General features: G+C 50.4%; 8 protein-coding genes, 1 tRNA gene and 2 pseudogenes. 4 read left to right on the top strand and 7 right to left on the bottom strand.

The annotated features are described in order from the left end of the window. Positions 1–6: 6 nt before the first annotated feature. Positions 7–2,469, bottom strand: coding sequence for a poly-beta-1,6 N-acetyl-D-glucosamine export porin PgaA (gene pgaA, locus IB214_RS04080; protein WP_117343806.1), 2,463 nt, complete (start codon positions 2,467–2,469; stop codon positions 7–9). A 793-nt stretch (positions 2,470–3,262) separates the two neighbouring features. Between pgaA and IB214_RS04075 the strand changes: the two genes are divergently transcribed. Together IB214_RS04075 and IB214_RS04070 are read left to right on the top strand one after the other, a co-directional pair. Then, positions 3,263–6,805 carry an inverse autotransporter beta domain-containing protein gene (locus IB214_RS04075; protein WP_117343805.1) on the top strand — a complete coding sequence of 1,181 codons (3,543 nt, stop codon included), beginning with the start codon at positions 3,263–3,265 and terminating at the stop codon, positions 6,803–6,805. Positions 6,806–7,227: 422 nt separating this feature from the next. Then, positions 7,228–11,583 carry an autotransporter outer membrane beta-barrel domain-containing protein gene (locus tag IB214_RS04070; protein ID WP_117343804.1) on the top strand — a complete coding sequence of 1,452 codons (4,356 nt, stop codon included), beginning with the start codon at positions 7,228–7,230 and terminating at the stop codon, positions 11,581–11,583. Positions 11,584–11,788: 205 nt separating this feature from the next. On the opposite strand, the pseudogene IB214_RS04065 reads toward IB214_RS04070, so the two are convergent. Continuing rightward, positions 11,789–12,307 (bottom strand): annotated as a pseudogene (locus IB214_RS04065) (hypothetical protein); the annotation flags it as partial. 250 nt (positions 12,308–12,557) lie between these two features. On the opposite strand from IB214_RS04065, the pseudogene IB214_RS04060 reads away from it, so the two are divergent. Beyond that, positions 12,558–12,734: pseudogene (locus tag IB214_RS04060) on the top strand (DUF6538 domain-containing protein); the annotation flags it as partial. A 39-nt stretch (positions 12,735–12,773) separates the two neighbouring features. On the opposite strand, the gene IB214_RS04055 reads toward IB214_RS04060, so the two are convergent. The 5 genes from IB214_RS04055 to actS all read right to left on the bottom strand — a co-directional run bounded on the left by IB214_RS04055 (position 12,774) and on the right by actS (position 16,409). Then, positions 12,774–13,909 (bottom strand): IS3 family transposase gene (locus IB214_RS04055; protein ID WP_208642073.1). Its coding sequence is split into 2 segments (ribosomal slippage): positions 12,774–13,663 and positions 13,663–13,909, totalling 1,137 coding nucleotides; the frame shifts between segments, so codons are not numbered across the junction. A gap of 91 nt (positions 13,910–14,000) precedes the next feature. Then, positions 14,001–14,210 carry a hypothetical protein gene (locus IB214_RS04050; RefSeq protein WP_223240291.1) on the bottom strand — a complete coding sequence of 70 codons (210 nt, stop codon included), beginning with the start codon at positions 14,208–14,210 and terminating at the stop codon, positions 14,001–14,003. Positions 14,211–14,235: 25 nt separating this feature from the next. Continuing rightward, positions 14,236–14,967: an HNH endonuclease signature motif containing protein gene (locus tag IB214_RS04045; protein WP_117342620.1), complete on the bottom strand. Its 732-nt coding sequence runs from the start codon at positions 14,965–14,967 to the stop codon at positions 14,236–14,238. A gap of 530 nt (positions 14,968–15,497) precedes the next feature. Then, positions 15,498–15,571 (bottom strand) — tRNA-Gly (locus IB214_RS04040). A 79-nt stretch (positions 15,572–15,650) separates the two neighbouring features. Continuing rightward, positions 15,651–16,409: an amidase activator ActS gene (gene actS, locus IB214_RS04035; protein WP_161959020.1), complete on the bottom strand. Its 759-nt coding sequence runs from the start codon at positions 16,407–16,409 to the stop codon at positions 15,651–15,653. A gap of 160 nt (positions 16,410–16,569) precedes the next feature. On the opposite strand from actS, the gene idi reads away from it, so the two are divergent. Continuing rightward, positions 16,570–17,118, top strand: a complete 549-nt coding sequence (gene idi, locus IB214_RS04030) for an isopentenyl-diphosphate Delta-isomerase (RefSeq protein ID WP_117342622.1) — start codon at positions 16,570–16,572, stop codon at positions 17,116–17,118. Positions 17,119–17,169: the final 51 nt, after the last annotated feature.

The following is a 17,169-nucleotide window of genomic DNA, read 5'->3' as shown; positions in this document are numbered from 1 at the left end:
CTATCCTTAAAACCTAACATTCAAATCGAAAGCGAGGGAGATATTCCGCTCACGTTTACCGTCGTAGGGGCGTTTATCCCACATCAGCATCACCCCGCCATCCACGACGTTATTCCATTTAAGCCGCTGTCCGTAACCTAACTGAACTATCGCACCGCCATCTTCGCCTTGCTGCCAGTAGTTACCCACACCGCCCACGCCTTGCTGGGTCCAGACCGTGTCATAGTGTCGGTAAAGGACCTGCTCCGCGCTCAAGCCGGGTACCACAGAGAAATCGCTTTTGGGGTTGTAATACGGCACATTTTCTTTGGTGTTGGTACTGCCGCCGATGCCCGGCGTGAAGTCCAGCGTAAAGCGCGGCGTCGTCCACAGGCGCTCTTTTCCACTCAGCCCGTACTCAATGCGATCGTTACCATCCGAGAAATGTGATGCGGCAAACGACAACTGATATTCTCGTCTTTCGTTTTGATACCAGCGGACAAACATATCTCCACCGTTGGCGTACACGCCGCTACGCAATGCGCGTAGGGGCGTATTACGCGAAAGACGCTCCGCCGAACCGCCGACGCGCCAGTTATCGTTGAAATCATGCCAGCCAGAAAGACGGCCACCTATTTTCTGACCATCGCCATAATTACGACCTGAAACTTCCATTTCAGCCCAGTAGTCACGGGAGGTCCATTCCGCACCGGCCGCCAGATCGCGGCTAATGCCCTTACCTTCTTCAAATTCACCAGTAGCGAAGTTGAATCCAGTAAACAGTCGCCAGTTATCATTGATCGGTGGGCTGTAAATGGCGGTATTGATATTGAAGTCATTCTTACCGCTGACCGGGCTATCAGAGGAGATCCCCTGCGTGCCGCTGATCCGCAGTTCAGACATTTTATGCACATCGCGAATGCGCGCGAGACGCAGCGTTGCCTCATCATCCGGGCTACGAGCGATGACATCATCAGTCAGTTCATCGGCCTGCTTCCATTCCTGGAGATCCAGCGCCACATAAGCCTGCTGACGCTCCAGTTCCAGGTTGCTTGGCTCGATCACTTCCGCAAGCTTCAGTTCTTTTTCGGCGGCATGCGGCAAACCGCGGGCTTCGAGTACGGAAGAATAGAGGATACGTAGCCCCTGGTTACCCGAGCCAGTACGCGCCAGATGTTCCGTCAGCTTTTCGGCTTCGGGCAGCTCATTAGCGGCAATGTGATATTGCGCGAGTAGCGTCTGACCAAGCAGCCAGTTATCGTTAGGCTGCGGCGTAGGCGAACCATAGATCCGTCGCAGGTACGGGCTGTCTTTGATTAACGCATCGACCTGTTTTTTGGCATCAACAAAGTTTTCATTATCGATATGCGCGTAGAACAGATCCTGTTGATCTTCAGGGCTAAGCGGCGTAACGGGTATCGGCCCGTTCGGATAGTAGATGCTCATCAGCATCGCTTCGGTTTTTTCCGGCTGACGTTCACTTAACCACGCGGAAGCCACCCAACGTTTTGCATAGTTGGGGACTTCGCCTTCGGCTGACAGTGATTCGTATTCGGTAATAACGTCAGCGGTACGCTTGCGGACCAGCAAGGCCCCCATACGGTCTATTCTCGCCCGACGCACATCGCCCTGGGCTGCGGGATCATCTTTCCAGGCAGCAAGCAGTTGGTCATAGCGGGCAAGGGCTTTGTCCGCCACGATAAAACGTTCTTCTTCATTGCGCGCGGTCGTATACGAAGAGCGCACCTTTTCGGCCGCGGCATCAAGCGCAAGGCGACGCTTCACGGGATCGGATGTGGGAACCTCTTCCGCCAGTCCCAACGCAGGTTCGGCTATGCGGTTGGCTGCCAGCGCGGACAACAGCGTTGATTTTGCATTTTTGTTGCCCGGATCAACGTCAACCGCCTGACTGGCGACAAGCAATGCATCCCAGTTTTTATTCTGCGAATGGTACACGTAGGCAAGCAGGGCATCGGAATCAGCTCCCGGATGCGCTCGCGCCCATTTATTCGCCTCGGTCAGGGCTTGTTGATTGTAACGGGCATCGGCCAGCGTCATTATCCAGCCGGTACGAACATCCGCGTTATCAGGCTCTTCCTGCAACACGCTTTCCCAGATAGCTAAGGAATCATTCCAGCTTTTCTGATTGCGATACGCACGCGCAGCGGCAACTTTACCGCGCGCAGGCACATCCATCTTCCCGCGATACTGCTGCCAGATAGCAATTGTTGTTTTGTCGTTGTTATCAACCCAACTGGAGACTTGCAGCCAGTCGGCAACCTGATTGGGCGTGAGCGCGCTTTTCTTTCCCTGATCTTCAAGGTAGCGCAATAGTGGCGCGCTATTACCCCCTCGCGCTTCAATAATCAACGCATCATAATCTGATACTGCCGCAGAGATTTGTAGGGGGAAAAGAACGCTGGCCGTAAATAAACAGCTTACAGACTTAAAGCGTGTAATGAATTTGGCATGTCGACGCATACTGAACATATCTTCCCTTATATCTTACACCAGAGTAAAAATAAGCGTTATCAATAGGTTATCGTCACTCCCTGACGGTTGCCGACCATGTAAAGAAACAGTGCCGCTTATTTAGCAATGTGGTTGTAACCCATTTAATTCTTTCGTCTTATTGACGACCAGCACCTCATCCACTAGTACAAGGAGGAGATCAAAAACTCATGAATTTTAACACTACGCGAACACGGTTGCTACGCGATAGGAAAACTCTTAAGCAAAAAAAGTATTTTAGACCATGTTCTCCTAATACTCCTGGGATTGAACACTGCGTTTCGGTTAATTTTGGCGGCAAAACCATGCCATTGCGGATAATATTTCAAAAAAATATAAGAACGTTACGTAACTGTTTGCCTGTTAACTAACTTGGGCGGTAGACAGAGAGATCTCTGAGATGTCTCTACCGGTCAGCATGCACATCCTACGAATGCGCCGACGTCGGTCAGGTCAACGTGGCGTATTATGAATGACGGTAGAATACGAACAGGCAGATTAATTTCCTGATAATTTTTATTTGCAGTATACGCTCATGGTTAAAATACAGACACCAATATTAAACTCACCACTATAAAAAGAAAAGTATTTTTACAGCACCCGTTATTTAAACGTTCTACATCATAGCCACTCAGGCTCCGCATAATGTAAAAATATCCAGTTAACTGCGCGATGAACAGCTCTTGAATTTTCCCACTAAAGACATATATTACGCATCCCGTTCAGTACATGGAATAACCTTTAATTTTTTTAATTGATATTGGAGTTACGAATGTCAAATAAGAAAATTTCGCGGAACAATGGGGCAACAGGCTCCGTTAATAAGGTTGTCGCATGGTCAACAATCGCTTTACAGGCTCTGTATCCAGCCCTTCTCAGCTTCACGCCGACCATCAGCCATGCTTCAGCCGTTAAGGCATCGCAGGCCGCAGCTGAGCAGCAAGAACTGCGCGGCCTGTCTTCCCTCGCCGCACAGGCTGGCAGAAGCATTGAAAACGGCCATGCGGGCAGTTTTGCTGCCAATACCGTCTCGGCACAGGCAACGAAGGAGGTGGTAGAATGGCTGCAGCAATACGGTAATGCGCGTATTCAACTCAACGTCGATGACGCATTCTCGTTGAAAGATTCTGCGTTCGATTTCCTTTATCCGTGGGTTGATACAAAGCAGCATGTTTTATTTAGCCAGACATCGCTTCACCGTACCGATGACAGAACCCAAACCAATATCGGCATGGGTTATCGCTACTTCACGCCGGATAATTCAATGCTGGGCGCGAACTTATTTTATGACTACGATTTAAGTCGGCATCACGCACGTATGGGTGCAGGCGTTGAGTACTGGCGAGATTATTTACATGCAGGCGCGAATGCTTATTTAAGATTGTCAAAATGGAAGGATTCCCACGATCTGGGCGATTATCAGGAACGTCCGGCTGATGGCTGGGATATCTATACCAAAGGTTGGTTGCCGTCATATCCGCAACTAGGTGCATCGCTTAAATATGAAAAGTATTACGGCAAGAATGTCGGCCTCTTTGGCAGCGATCATCTGCAGGAAAATCCATACGCCTTTACGGGCGGGATCAGCTACACGCCGGTTCCGCTGGTTACGCTTTCTGCTGAACACAAGCAGGGGCAGAGTAATACTCATGATTCACGCTTCGGCATTGAAATTAACTATCGCCCCGGCATCCCGCTGGCGAAGCAACTGGACGGCGATAACGTTGCGGTGATGCGCGAAGTTCAGCACGGGCGCTACGATTTTGTCGAACGTAATAACAACATTGTTCTGGAATACCGCAAAAAATCGGTTCTGAAGATCCGCCTGCCTGAAAGCGTGCAGGGGGAAGGTGGCGCCGTTATTCCGGTGACTATTTCGCTGGATAAATCCCAATGGGGCATTCAGTCGGTAGAGTGGAACGATAGCGCATTTACCGCCGCTGGCGGGCGTATTTCCGGTAGCGGCACGTCATGGCAACTGACGTTGCCAGCGTATACGCCAGGCGGTACCAATCACTGGCAGATCGGCGCAACGGCGCGAGATGTTAAAGGAAACGTCTCTAACTATGCGGTGATGAACGTGACAGTGACGGGGAGTTCAGCCTCAATCGGCACAATGGATTTTACATTAAACGGCGAGCATCAACCGATCATCGCGGCTGATGGGCAGTCGCAGCATCCGGTTACGTTGGTGTTAAAAGATGCCAATGGTAAACCGTTAACAGGGCTTGCCCATGATATTGAGTTGTCACTGGCATTTACGCCTGACGCACAGCAAAACCGTGAGCGTTCGGCACAGGCCCCCAAGCTCGGTGAAGTACAGGAAACCCGTTCCGGGGTGTATACCGCGACGCTGACGCCGGGTTTAACGGCGGGTACGGCACGCATCACCGCTAAAGTCCAGGGTAAAACAGAAACTCTGACGGTAAAACTAAAAGCGGTTTCCGCCGAGGCGGCAAAATCGACGTTGACGGTAATGCCCATGGAACAGATCGTTGGGCACCCGATTAGCCTGACGTTAGAGGCAAAAGATAAAGACGGGAATGCCATTACCGGCGACGACAGCTTACGTTTTTATGCTGTTTCAGCCAGCGGCGAGGTTCGTTTTACTGCCGTAGAAGAGAAAGACGGCGTGTACCGCGCTAAGGCAACGTCTGAACTGGCTCAGGCGACACGCATTGGTGTGGCATCACAAAAACATGATTTCTCCGGGCTGGAAAAACAAGCCACCTGGATTGCCGACAAAACGCAGCCGGTGGTTCAGGCTTTTAACCTGACCAGGGACAATGCGCTGGCGGATGGCAAACAGAGTAATGTCGCAGTCGTTACCCTGACCGACCGTTATGGCAACGCGCTGTCCGGATACACGGTTACCCTGGCGTTACCGCCACAGGTCAAGATCGCGAATGGGGAGAACGTTGTGAAGACCGATGCCAAAGGTGAAGCAACATTCTCACTGATCAGTTCAACGCCGGGAACATATGAGATTACGCTAAGCGCGGGGAACATCAGCTCATCACTGCGCGTAACATTTGCCTCTTCAATGACGGGCGCAACATTGTCTCTGGCAGCCAAAGACAATGCCGCAATCACCAATATTGCTGCAAACGGTCGCGATGGCGCCACGCTTGAAATCAGGCTCAACAATACCGCCGCGTCGGTTGAAGGACAGAAAGTGGAGCTTATCGTAACGCCGCAAGGGCTCGTATACCCGGACAAAATCACCACCAATAAAGACGGTTACGCAACGGTGACGTTAACCACGGTTAAGGCGGGTAATTACACCGTGAAAGCCATGGCTACAGACGGGCAACAGAGTATTGAGTCCTCGAGCGTTGAACTGGGCTTTGTACCTGATATTAACAGCGCGGTGCTGAATTTGACCGCACCAGCAGAGAGCATCGCGGCGAACGCATCAGCTAAGCACGAAATTCAGGTACAGGTTGTCGACGGTGAAAACAACCCATTTAGCGGTGACGTGCGCCTGACCAGCGAACCCGCCAGTGGATTAAAACTGGACCAGTCCGAACTGACATTGGATGAGAAAGGAATGGCATCAACAACCTTTGTTGCCGCAGAGGCCGGGCGCTATCAATTGCAGGCAACCTTCATCAAAGAGGGTAAACGCGTTACGGCGAGTAAGGCAGTGGAGGTGGTATCGGATCTGCAAAATGCAGTCTTGACGATCGAACCGTCAACCACCTCAGCCATAGTGAGTGATGTGGATAACGTGGTGTTTACCCTGCATCTGAGCGATACATCGGGTAACAACGTCAGCAACCGTAAGCTGAAAATTACGGCCACAGGCCCATCGTCACGCGATCCTCTGCAGATTGATAATACGCTTGTCACCACCAATAACTCCGGTACTGCGACCGTGAATGTCCACGGCCATAAGGCGGGTCGTTACACGCTGACCGCCACATTGGCTGAACACGGTAGCAACGTCTCGGCGAATGCTTCGCTGACGCTGAATGCTGATGCCCAGAATCCGGTACTCACTCTGGAGCAGGATCCTGGCTATGCCGTTGCCAACCTTGAACCGGTAGGCTTTATGGCCCGATTGCAGGATAAGTTCGGTAACCCGTTAAACGGCAGTGTCGAATTTAGCGCGGGCAGCAAAGCCCAACCCAGCAGCGGAACCTTTACGATGACGCCGGATAAAACCAACTTTACGTTAGGAAATGCCTACTCACAGCTGAGAACGGATACCGCTGGTGAAAGTTGGGTGAGGGTGAAGGCAATGACGGGAGATAAAACGCTGGAAAAAGAACTCACCGTCTGGGTAGTTGAAAACCATAAACCGAATTCCTGATTCGGGATATACGCCGGAGATAGCCGCGGCTCAGCGGCTATCTCCCTTATCTATTTATTGAGCCCTCTCAGGCTCTGGACTGTAATAGGTTTAACACGCTCAAATCCCTCCTCGACGCCCCCCTTCCCCTGTTGATCTGAAAACGCCCATCAATATAATAAGTGGGGCTGGAAATAGCGACAAACCCTCAGGTAATATATTTACAGACTGAAGACCACGCTGTCATAATTAATTTATCACGTAACAAACTATGCAGGGAGACTTAAATCTACTATCCGGCACGGCCGTTTGCATAACATGAATAACACATAGCATATATCATCAATTCGGAGTCTTACATTTTCACTCTCAAAAATGTAACCCGATAAATATTTTACCCCAAAAATGTTCAATTTTTATTATGATTATTTTGCGGAGAGCTTATGAACAAAATATATCAGATAAAATGGAGTAAAGTCCGTAATTGCTGGTGTGTGTGCTCAGAGCTTGGAAGGAAGAATACGAAAAAAAAGTCCAGGGCGTTATTAGCTGGTGCCGTAGCGTTATGCTCATCGATGGCCCTGGCTAATGATATTGATGTAAGCACAGATAACACCGTTGATTTTGGCACAGGCAACCAGTCCATTAATTACCATATCAATGTAAAAGACAATGCCAACCTGGTGATCAATGCACCGGACTCGCGTCCCCGCCTGACCTTCACATCAGGAGGCGGGCTGGATATTACCCAGGGAACAGTGCGTATCAACGGCGAACTGAACATTCTGCTGAAAGGCACCGGTTACCTTAACGTCTCTAATGCAGGCAGTGAACTCTACGCTGACGACTTATATGACAGCGCGTCAGATAACTGGCGAACGGGCGGTTATTTTAACGTGTCTGATGGCGGTAAGATTCATGTTAAAGGGACCACCCGCCTGACCTATGAAAGGGGAAACGTTAGCGGTGAGGGTAGCCAGGTCAATACACAAACATTCTTTATGGGTGTATTCAAAAGCTACGGTGGCGATCAATTCCTGTCAGTTAATAATAAGGGGGAAGTTAACGCCAGTGATAAATTAAGTCTCGGGTATTACAATCAAGATTCCAATACCACATTGGTCGTATCCGACATGGGGAAGATCTCTGCCCCTGAAGTTAGCCTAAGTACAAACTCAGAATTAGCATTAGGCGCTCAGGAAGGTGAGAAAGCGAAAGCTGCCGGGATTATTGACGCCAAGAAAATAGAGTTTGTTTGGGCGGGTACGGACAATAAAAAAATCACCCTGAACCACACCAGCGATAACGCCAATATATCAGCGGATATATCAAGTGGCAGCGAGGGGCTGGGTTATATTAATGCACTTAACGGCACAACGTTTCTGTCTGGGGATAACTCAAAATTTAGCGGTAAAGTAAAAATTGCCAAGAATGCCACACTTGGGGTTACGCAGAACCTGGGAACCGCGGATATCAGCAATAGCGGTAAACTCTTGCTGAATGCCCAGGACAACATGGCGTTTACCAATAAGGTTTCGGGGAATGGCATTATCTCCGTCGGCACCGGAAATGTGGCGCTATTGGGTGATAACACCGCCTTTAAAGGAAAGATCAATGTTGAATCGGGCGCCGTTGCGAGCGTTTCTGATCAGAAAAATCTCGGTTCTGCCGGGTTATCCGTTGCCGGGACGCTGCAGCTCAATAGTACAAGCGACTGGTTGTTTAACCACCAGATTGCTGGCTCTGGCATCCTGGAGGTCGATACGGGAAACCACGCTTTCTCTTTTAAAAACAGCGCGGTGACATCCGGATTTACGGGTGCTCTGGCGTTACAGAATACGACATTCAACCTGCAGGGAACCAACGCCGATGCTCTTGCAAAAGCAGGGCTAATTGCAGGAAAAGGGAGTGAAATTTCACTGGGAACGGGCACACAGTCCATTGGAAGCCTGGCCTTTTCTGGCGGAACCATTGCGTTTGGTAACATTACCCCCGGCATACACCACACCGATAAAATGGTGAATGTCAAAGAGGAGTTAGACCTGACGGGGTCTGGTGCTGTGCAGGTGAATCCTGTGGGCGTAGTGGACGCTATAGCGCAAGATATTGATACCGGTCTCTCTTTAATGGAGCAGGAAGACGCCAATGCAGAAATTAAACTGGTGTCCACCCAGTCAGGAACCGGTGTAACAGGTGACGCCGGAAACCTGCAACTGCAGGATCTAAACGGTAACGCGATAACAGATGCTGTTCAGCATGACATTAGCCAGAACGGACAGGTGGTAGCCAAAGGAACTTACGACTATCGCCTGACCAGCGGGAAAAACCATGATGGTCTTTATGTAGGCTACGGTCTGACGCAGATTGAACTACAAGGACAGGGGCAGAATGCACTACTGCTGGACGCCAACGGAAAAACCGGGGCGGCTGCGGAATTAAGCTCTCGCCTGAGCGGCTCCGGGGATCTGGCGCTTGACAGCCAGAAAGGCCAGACAGTTTCACTTTCTGGTCTGAATAATGATTACACCGGCCTAACCGATTTGCGCAGCGGTAATCTGCTGATGCTCAATGATAATGTACTGGGTCATACGTCAGGTCTTCAGATGGCAGAAGAGACCGTTCTGGATATGAATGGGCATAGCCAGACGATTGGGCAGCTAACCGGCGCCGTAGGATCGGTTCTGAATATTAATGGCGGTAGCCTGACGATTTCTAACGGCGGAACGTCATCAGGGACATTGGCCGGCAGCGGTAATCTCAACATAGATAACGGCGTCTTTAATGTGAATGGCAGTAATGCGTCCTTAAGCGCAACAACGACCATCGCGTCCGGCGCAGAGGTCAAACTAGATAACGTTCAGGGATTGGGGGCCGGGAATATTATTGCCGATGGTCATCTCAACCTGAATACCGTTGAGGGGAAATTGTCCAACAACCTGAGCGGCAAGGGTGAAGTTTCATTCAGCGAATCTAACGTCGCTCTCGAGGGGGATAACCGCGGGTTTAGCGGTCACGTTAAACTGGATAAAAACACACAATTAGTTGCGTCAGCCGCCGGCCATCTCGGGGGAGCAACCATTCACAATCAGGGTGACTTGATCCTTAACAGCATGGATGACTGGACCCTGCAAAACCAAGTCGATGGCAGCGGTAATGTCATCAAGCAGGGCCAGGGTACTATCACGCTGACCGCGAATTCCGCCTATACCGGCACTACGGATATTCAACAAGGGGGGCTGATACTGGGTCAGGAGGATGCGCCGGTTACGCTGGCGAGCCAGCAGGTCAATATTTCTTCTGCCGGTATGCTCTCAGGCGCGGGAACAGTGTCAGGCAGTATCCATAATGCCGGATTGTTCGTTGCCGGAAATGGCGCATCAGGTCGCTTTACTGTTGGCGGGAATCTCTCTAACCAGGGTGCGATATCTTTGGGGAATAGTGGGCAGTCCGCCGGCAACCAGCTGATTGTTGAGGGGAATTACCACGGCAATAATGGCCTGATTAATTTTGATACTGTTCTGGGGGACGACCGTTCGGCCACCGATAAGCTTATTGTAAAAGGTGACACCACTGGCAGTACTCAAGTAAGTATCACCAATGCAGGGGGCCAAGGTTCACAAACTCTGGAGGGGATTGAGCTTATTCATGTAGATGGCCGTTCTGAAGGTGATTTTTCTCAGAGCGGGCGTATCACTGCGGGCGCTTATGATTATTCATTGGTTCGGGGCCAGGGGGCTAACAATAGCCACTGGTTTCTGACCAGCCAGTTGATTAAACCTGAAAATCCCGAACAACCGGTTTCGCCCACAGAGCATACGCTTCGCCCGGAAGGGGGAACCTATACCGCGAACCATGCGGCAGTAAATACCCTGTTCAACATGAGGCTACACGATCGCGCGGGAGAAACGCAGTACACAGACATGTTAACCGGAGAGACAAAAAACACCGCTATGTGGATGCGTCAGACAGGGGGCCATCATAGTTGGTATGACGGTAGCAGCCAGCTGCGTACTCAAAGCAATCGCTATGTGATGCAGCTCGGCAGCGATATCGTGCAGGGCTCAACTAACGGGCGTGATAGCTGGCGTCTCGGGATCATGGCCGGGTATGGCCATGATAATAATCAGACCCGCTCATCGGCCACGGGTTATACCTCGCGAGGTAGCGTCAATGGCTATAGCACGGGTCTTTACGCCACATGGTATGCCGATAACGTCGATCATAACGGTCTGTACCTCGACGGCTGGGCGCAATATGGATGGTTTGATAACTATGTAAAAGGTGAAGGACTGGCTTCTGAAGCCTATAAATCCAAAGGTCTGACGGCATCTGTTGAAACGGGGTATACCTTTAACGTTGGCGAATTCTCCGGTAGCCAGGGAACCGTTAATGAGTGGTATATTCAGCCGCAGGCGCAGGTTACCTGGATGGGGGTCAAATCTGATGACCATCGAGAGGCTAACAGAACGCGTATCGAGATGAACGGCAACGGTAATGTTCAAACCCGTCTTGGAGCCAGAGCCTACCTGAAAAGCGTTAATAAAATGGATGAGGGCAAAGGCCGTGAATTCCAGCCATTTATTGAGGCTAACTGGATTCATAATACGCGCAGTTTTAGCACGAAAATGGATGACGTTAGCGTCAGCCAGGAAGGTGCGCGTAATCTGGGAGAAATTAAACTGGGTGTTGAAGGCCAGATTACACCAGATTTAAATCTGTGGGGTAATGTGGGCGTCCAGATGGGAGACAACGGTTACAACAACAGCGCGGCAACGTTAGGGCTGAAATATCATTTCTAATCGGCCCGCAACAAGAGATAGCCGGGGTGTTTTTGCAAGCACCCTGGCTACTGCTGCTTGCAAGCCTATTATCTGATTCATTCATAATCATTTCTACGTTAGCCAATACCATGCAAAGGATTGATGAATATCACTCATAGTCTCTATCCCCCTGCTGGTGATTATCAGCAAGCCTAAACTCGTTAACATATCTAATCCAATTAATGACAGCAGCCATATTGATAAGATATTTATTGTTGATGGTTACGACATCCAGACAATCAGTAGCAGTCTTAGACTCTCGGTCCAGCAGGTCAGACAGCGGCATATCCTTAAAGCGTTGCTTGCGGTTCTTAGGCAACTGACTGTTGGAGGACGTCTCGGACCCTGAGCATATGTGAACGGGTCGCCTTACCCACATCCTGAATTGTCAGATAGTCGAATGTCTCGATTAACGTAGAGTGTGACGCTCGGTTCTCGCTTGGGGTCGCTGGCTTCCAGTTCTGGGCGTTCTCCTGCTCATACTGCTCAATGAGAGACGCCAGGTCAGAGCCTTATGTTCAGGGACTTCAGGTTCAGCCAATACAGTAGCAGTGCCTCTGTCCTTGATTCGTAGTGATACTGACGCTAGTTTATAACGGTTGTGGGAAGGAAGCGAAGCAGTCAGGTGACCAGTAGTCTTCATCCTGAGGCGGATATAAAAGACGCCATTGCGCTGATAAAGATAGGTTTTTGAGTTGAGCATGTGCTGAGTTCTTAAATCTGCTCACTATTTCAACAGATTTAGTTACAGTGTTGGTTACAGTGAGTAAAACTAGCGGAAGGCTTAAAGCTGTATCCCTTAGGATTCAGTAAGTTGGAGTACTTTAAGAAAGGTCATGGAGCGGGCGAAGGGAATCGAACAAAAATCCATTCCACTTCTGTAACCTACTGACAGATAACGACATTGCGATCAGCATAGGTAACTGATTACGTGATAATAAAGGATCATTATCGTGTCAATCAAGGGCCAGGCGTACTTATATAAGCGGAAAGACGGGATCTGGATGTTTCAGATCTTCGTACCGAAGTACCTCAGATTTTTATATCCGTGCCGGATGTGGCGTAAAACCACCTCAACCCGCGATCTTAATGAGGCTCGACGGTTCAGAAACCACCTGTTGTTAGAATGGGAAGTGGACTGCCCCCACGACCGTAGACAAATTCTGTCCTCACGACGAGGCCTGTTCGAAGGCCTCCGGACTGACGCCGCCGAGGTGACTGTGGCGCCGGGCCCGGTTGTAGAACACTTCAATGTAATCGAAGATATCCGCCCGGGCTAGATCCCGGGTTTTGTATATTCTCTTCCTGATGCGCTCTTTTTTCAGTGAACTGAAGAACGATTCGGCCACCGCATTATCCCAGCAGTTGCCACGCCGGCTCATGCTCGGGACCAGGTTATTAGCCCGGCAGAAGCGCTGCCAGTCGTCACTGCCGTACTGGCTTCCCTGGTCTGAGTGCACAATGACCTCACCGTCGGGTTTACGTCGCCAGACCGCCATCATCAGTGCATCCAGCGCCAGTTCGCGTGAGAGAGTGGGCTTCATCGACCAGCCCACCACGTTACGGGCGAAGAGATCGATAACCACCGCCAGATACAGCCAGCCCTGCCAGGTACGGATATAAGTAATGTCGGTGACCCAGACCTGATTGGCCCGGACAACAGTAAACTGCCGCTGCACGCGATTAGGGGCAACCACTGAAGGTCTGCCAGCGATACGACGCGGCGCTTTATAGCCGCGCACGGCTTTAATCCGGTTCAGTTGCATAATACGGCCCACCCGGTTTTTACCGCAGGTTTCCCCGATTTCGTTCAGGTCGCTATGAACCCGCCGGTAACCGTATACGCCTCCGCTCAGTGAATAGGAGTCACGGATAAGCGTCAGCAGACGCTGATTATCTTTATCACGTGCCGAGACCGGGTTATGCAGCCACGCGTAGAACCCGGCCCGGGCGACATCCAGTACCCGACACATTGTCATCACACCCCATACAGTGCGGTGCTCATTGATAAAGCGGTACTTCAGTCGGGCTCCCTTGCAAAGTACCGCGCGGCCTTTTTCAGGATATCCCGTTCTTCTTCGGTACGTTTTAGCTGCGCCCGTAGTTTCAGGATCTCGCTTTTGGCTTCCAGTAAATCCCGGGCATGCTGCTCGCTGTTATCCGGTTTGATAGCCCGTAGCCACTTGTAGAGGCTGTGGGCAGAAACGCCCAGACGGTCAGATACTTCGGCAACGGAATAACCGCGTTCCGTTATCTGTCGGACGGCTTCTTCCTTAAATTCAGGTGTAAATCGTGGTGTGCCCATATGCTCCCCCTATGCTCAAACTATAGGGCAGGATCGTCTACCGGGGTGGGGTCAGTCCAACTATAGGGCAGGATCGTCTACCGGGGTGGGGTCAGTCCAATCCCAGTTCACCACTGTCAGCTAAGTATTCAGCATTTGTTGACCATTGGCCTGTTAAAAACTCGCTATCGTAGATGTATGTCTTCTTTAATTCTTTATACGACGAAGGAATTTTCACTAAACTATCCAGAGCACCACTGAAACTGGTCAGAAATCCTGCAAGATAGATCAGCGCGTATTTACCCCATTCGAGCTTTTTCATGGACATCCTGTATGAAAAGTAGTGTTCAACCTTGCTTGTTAACCGCCACTAATTCCAAAGCACCGTAATGAGCTTGCCTATGGCAATTTGGACACAATGCTATAGCATTTTTCACGGAGTCCTCCCCGCCTTTAGAAAGCCACTCAATGTGGTGAACTTCAAGAAATGGGGTACCATCTTCTTTCAGGAAAGGTGCATCACGCTTACAGCTTTGGCACTTACCATTAGCTCTTAAAAGAGCTTCTGCAACCACATACGGGCTTCGCTTATAAACTCGTGTTGTTACTTCGGTTATCACTGGAGTTTTACTTTCCGTTGCTAAAATCTGCTCCCGTGTAGATGAGGGTAATTTAGCAGCAGCCTCTACTGCTTCTTCAAACTCCGACTTCACTTGACGGTAACACCATTTAGCCTGTTGATCCTGGTACAATTCCCAAATGCCATGCAAAGAGGGTTGATAGATTTCAAAAATGTTCCCTCGCTTGAATAAGCGGTCATACTCATGATGGCGATGGGTTACATCATCAGTTCGTCTGGCTGTTTTGTTGAAACTCCAGTAACTGCGGTTAAAGTTGACTGTGTTAACCACAAGATTAAGCCACGTATCGTCTTTATAATGTGGAAATAACTTTCTGAGGTAATCATCTACTTGCTTCGCCGTTGCCGCCCCTCCGAACTGTTGCTCAACCACTTGCACAGTAGTGATTCTTATCGGTTGGTCGCCGTACTTGTATGTTCGATTTGATTTTGCAGACATCATAAGACCTCTTGCAACTTAAGATTTATCTTAGATTATCTATCAAGTATTGTTCATGCAACTCTCTGATTTCAGACAATAGAGCCATAAAGCCCCGTTAGTGGTAAGGAGACAAGCGGAGCGTAGCGACTTCATCAGATTGTCAGAGGAATCACACTTTATCAGGGTGCTCGTGTACCGTTAGGAGCGTGAGCGAAGCGCTGGCAGAGCCGGGTCTCTAGCTACCGGGGCATTACCACTATTCACCTGTTTACGCAGCCATAAGGCCGCACATCGGGCTTAAATGCGTATGATTAGTCTGTCGATGACATAACAATGCCTAGATGGGCTTTTTCTTCACGTTTTGCTATCGCGGTGTGAGGATGCAACTGCCGCCAACGCTGAGTTATACTGTCATCTCACCATGTAACTTAGCGTGACAGTTACCAAAGGCGGATCACAATGGTAGAACCCATAGGCGACTAAAATAGGTAACTATTTAAGTTGCTGATAGAGAAGGCTTTTAAGGCTTCTCCACAAGGGGAGAGATCTGGAGCGGGCGAAGGGAATCGAACCCTCGTATAGAGCTTGGGAAGCTCTCGTTCTACCATTGAACTACGCCCGCATTGAAGTGCGTAAGGGATTATAAACCTTACACACTTCCTGGCAAGGGGCTGATCGACTGACTGGCGATTAATTCACCGTCAGCATTTTGGTTTGCTGCCCTGCGGCGGCAAATAGCGCTGCGGATCGATAGCCGTAGCGCGATAACGGATCTGGAAATGCAGGCGCACCGAAGCCGCATCAGAGCTGCCCATGGTGGCAATTTTCTGCCCGGCTTTCACTGTTTGCCCGTTGTTAACCAACAGCGTATCGTTATGGGCGTAGGCGGTAATGTAATCTTCGCCATGTTTTATCATCACGAGGTTGCCGTAGCCGCGCAGCTGATTGCCGACATAGACCACCTTCCCGGCTCCAGCCGCATAAACAGGCGTGCCGCGCGCGGCAGAGATATCAATCCCCTTGTTGCCACCTTCGGCCGTGGAGTATGGCAGTATCACCTTCCCACTCGCTGGCCACTGCCAACAGCGTTGCCCTACCGGTGGCCAGGATGACTGTGGCACAGAAGAAGACGGTCTGACTGCTGCCGTTTTGGTGGAGGATTTCGATTTAGATTTTGTTTTCGCCGATGCCGTGCTGGTTTTCGCGCCACCGCTGACCTTAAGCTTTTGCCCAACTTCTATGGTATAGGGGGGAGAAATGTTGTTCAGGCGCGCGATCTCTTTGACGCTGGTCCCTGTCGCACGTGAAATACCATACAGCGTGTCTCCCCGCTTAACGGTATAGGTAGAACCAGAACCGGAATCAGATGAGCTTGAACATCCCGCGACGAGCAGGCTGCTCAGCAACATTATTGTGATAACAAAGCGTTTTCTCATCAGGCGTCCCGCACTCAAAACAATTCCTCGCAACATTTTAAGACGCTTTATCATAGCAGTCCGATGCCGGATGCCAAATCATATCGCGGCACGAATCGTCCGTTCAGGCATTTCACACCGACGGATAATCAATCGGCCACAATTAGGCATATAATAGTGATGCTCAAGATTAATGGTGGATGCGATGCGACAGGAACATGTCATTTTGTTGAATGAGCAGGACCAGCCCTGCGGAACACTGGAAAAGTATGCGGCGCATACCGCTACAACGCCCCTACACTCTGCCTTCTCCTGCTGGCTCTTTAACGACCAGGGCCAACTGTTGGTGACTCGGCGTTCGCTACACAAAAAAGCCTGGCCAGGCGTCTGGACTAACTCGGTCTGCGGCCATCCGCAGTCCGGTGAAACTACTGCAGACGCCATCATCCGTCGCGCTCGTTTCGAACTGGGTGTGGAGGTAGCCGAACTCACGCCCGTGTATCCTGATTTTCGTTACCGCGCTGCAGACCCCAGTGGGATTGTGGAAAACGAAGTTTGCCCGGTCTATGCCGCACGAGTTATCAGTGCGCGACGGCCAAACACGGATGAAGTAATGGATGAGCAGTGGAGTGAACTTGAGGATGTCTTACGTGCGCTGGATGCCACACCGTGGGCCTTCAGCCCGTGGATGGTAATGCAGGCATCTAACGATAAAGCGCGCGAATTATTACGCGAGTTTGCTAACCGTAATTGATTGCCGGATGGCAACGCGAAAGCGTTTTATCCGGCCTACAAATCATGCTTA

The sequence above is a fragment of the Citrobacter sp. C1 genome (assembly GCF_014596895.2).
Classification (GTDB): Bacteria; Pseudomonadota; Gammaproteobacteria; order Enterobacterales; family Enterobacteriaceae; genus Citrobacter; species Citrobacter gillenii.
The sequence above is the reverse complement of the archived record's forward strand: the minus strand, read 5'-3'. Positions and strand labels throughout refer to the sequence as shown.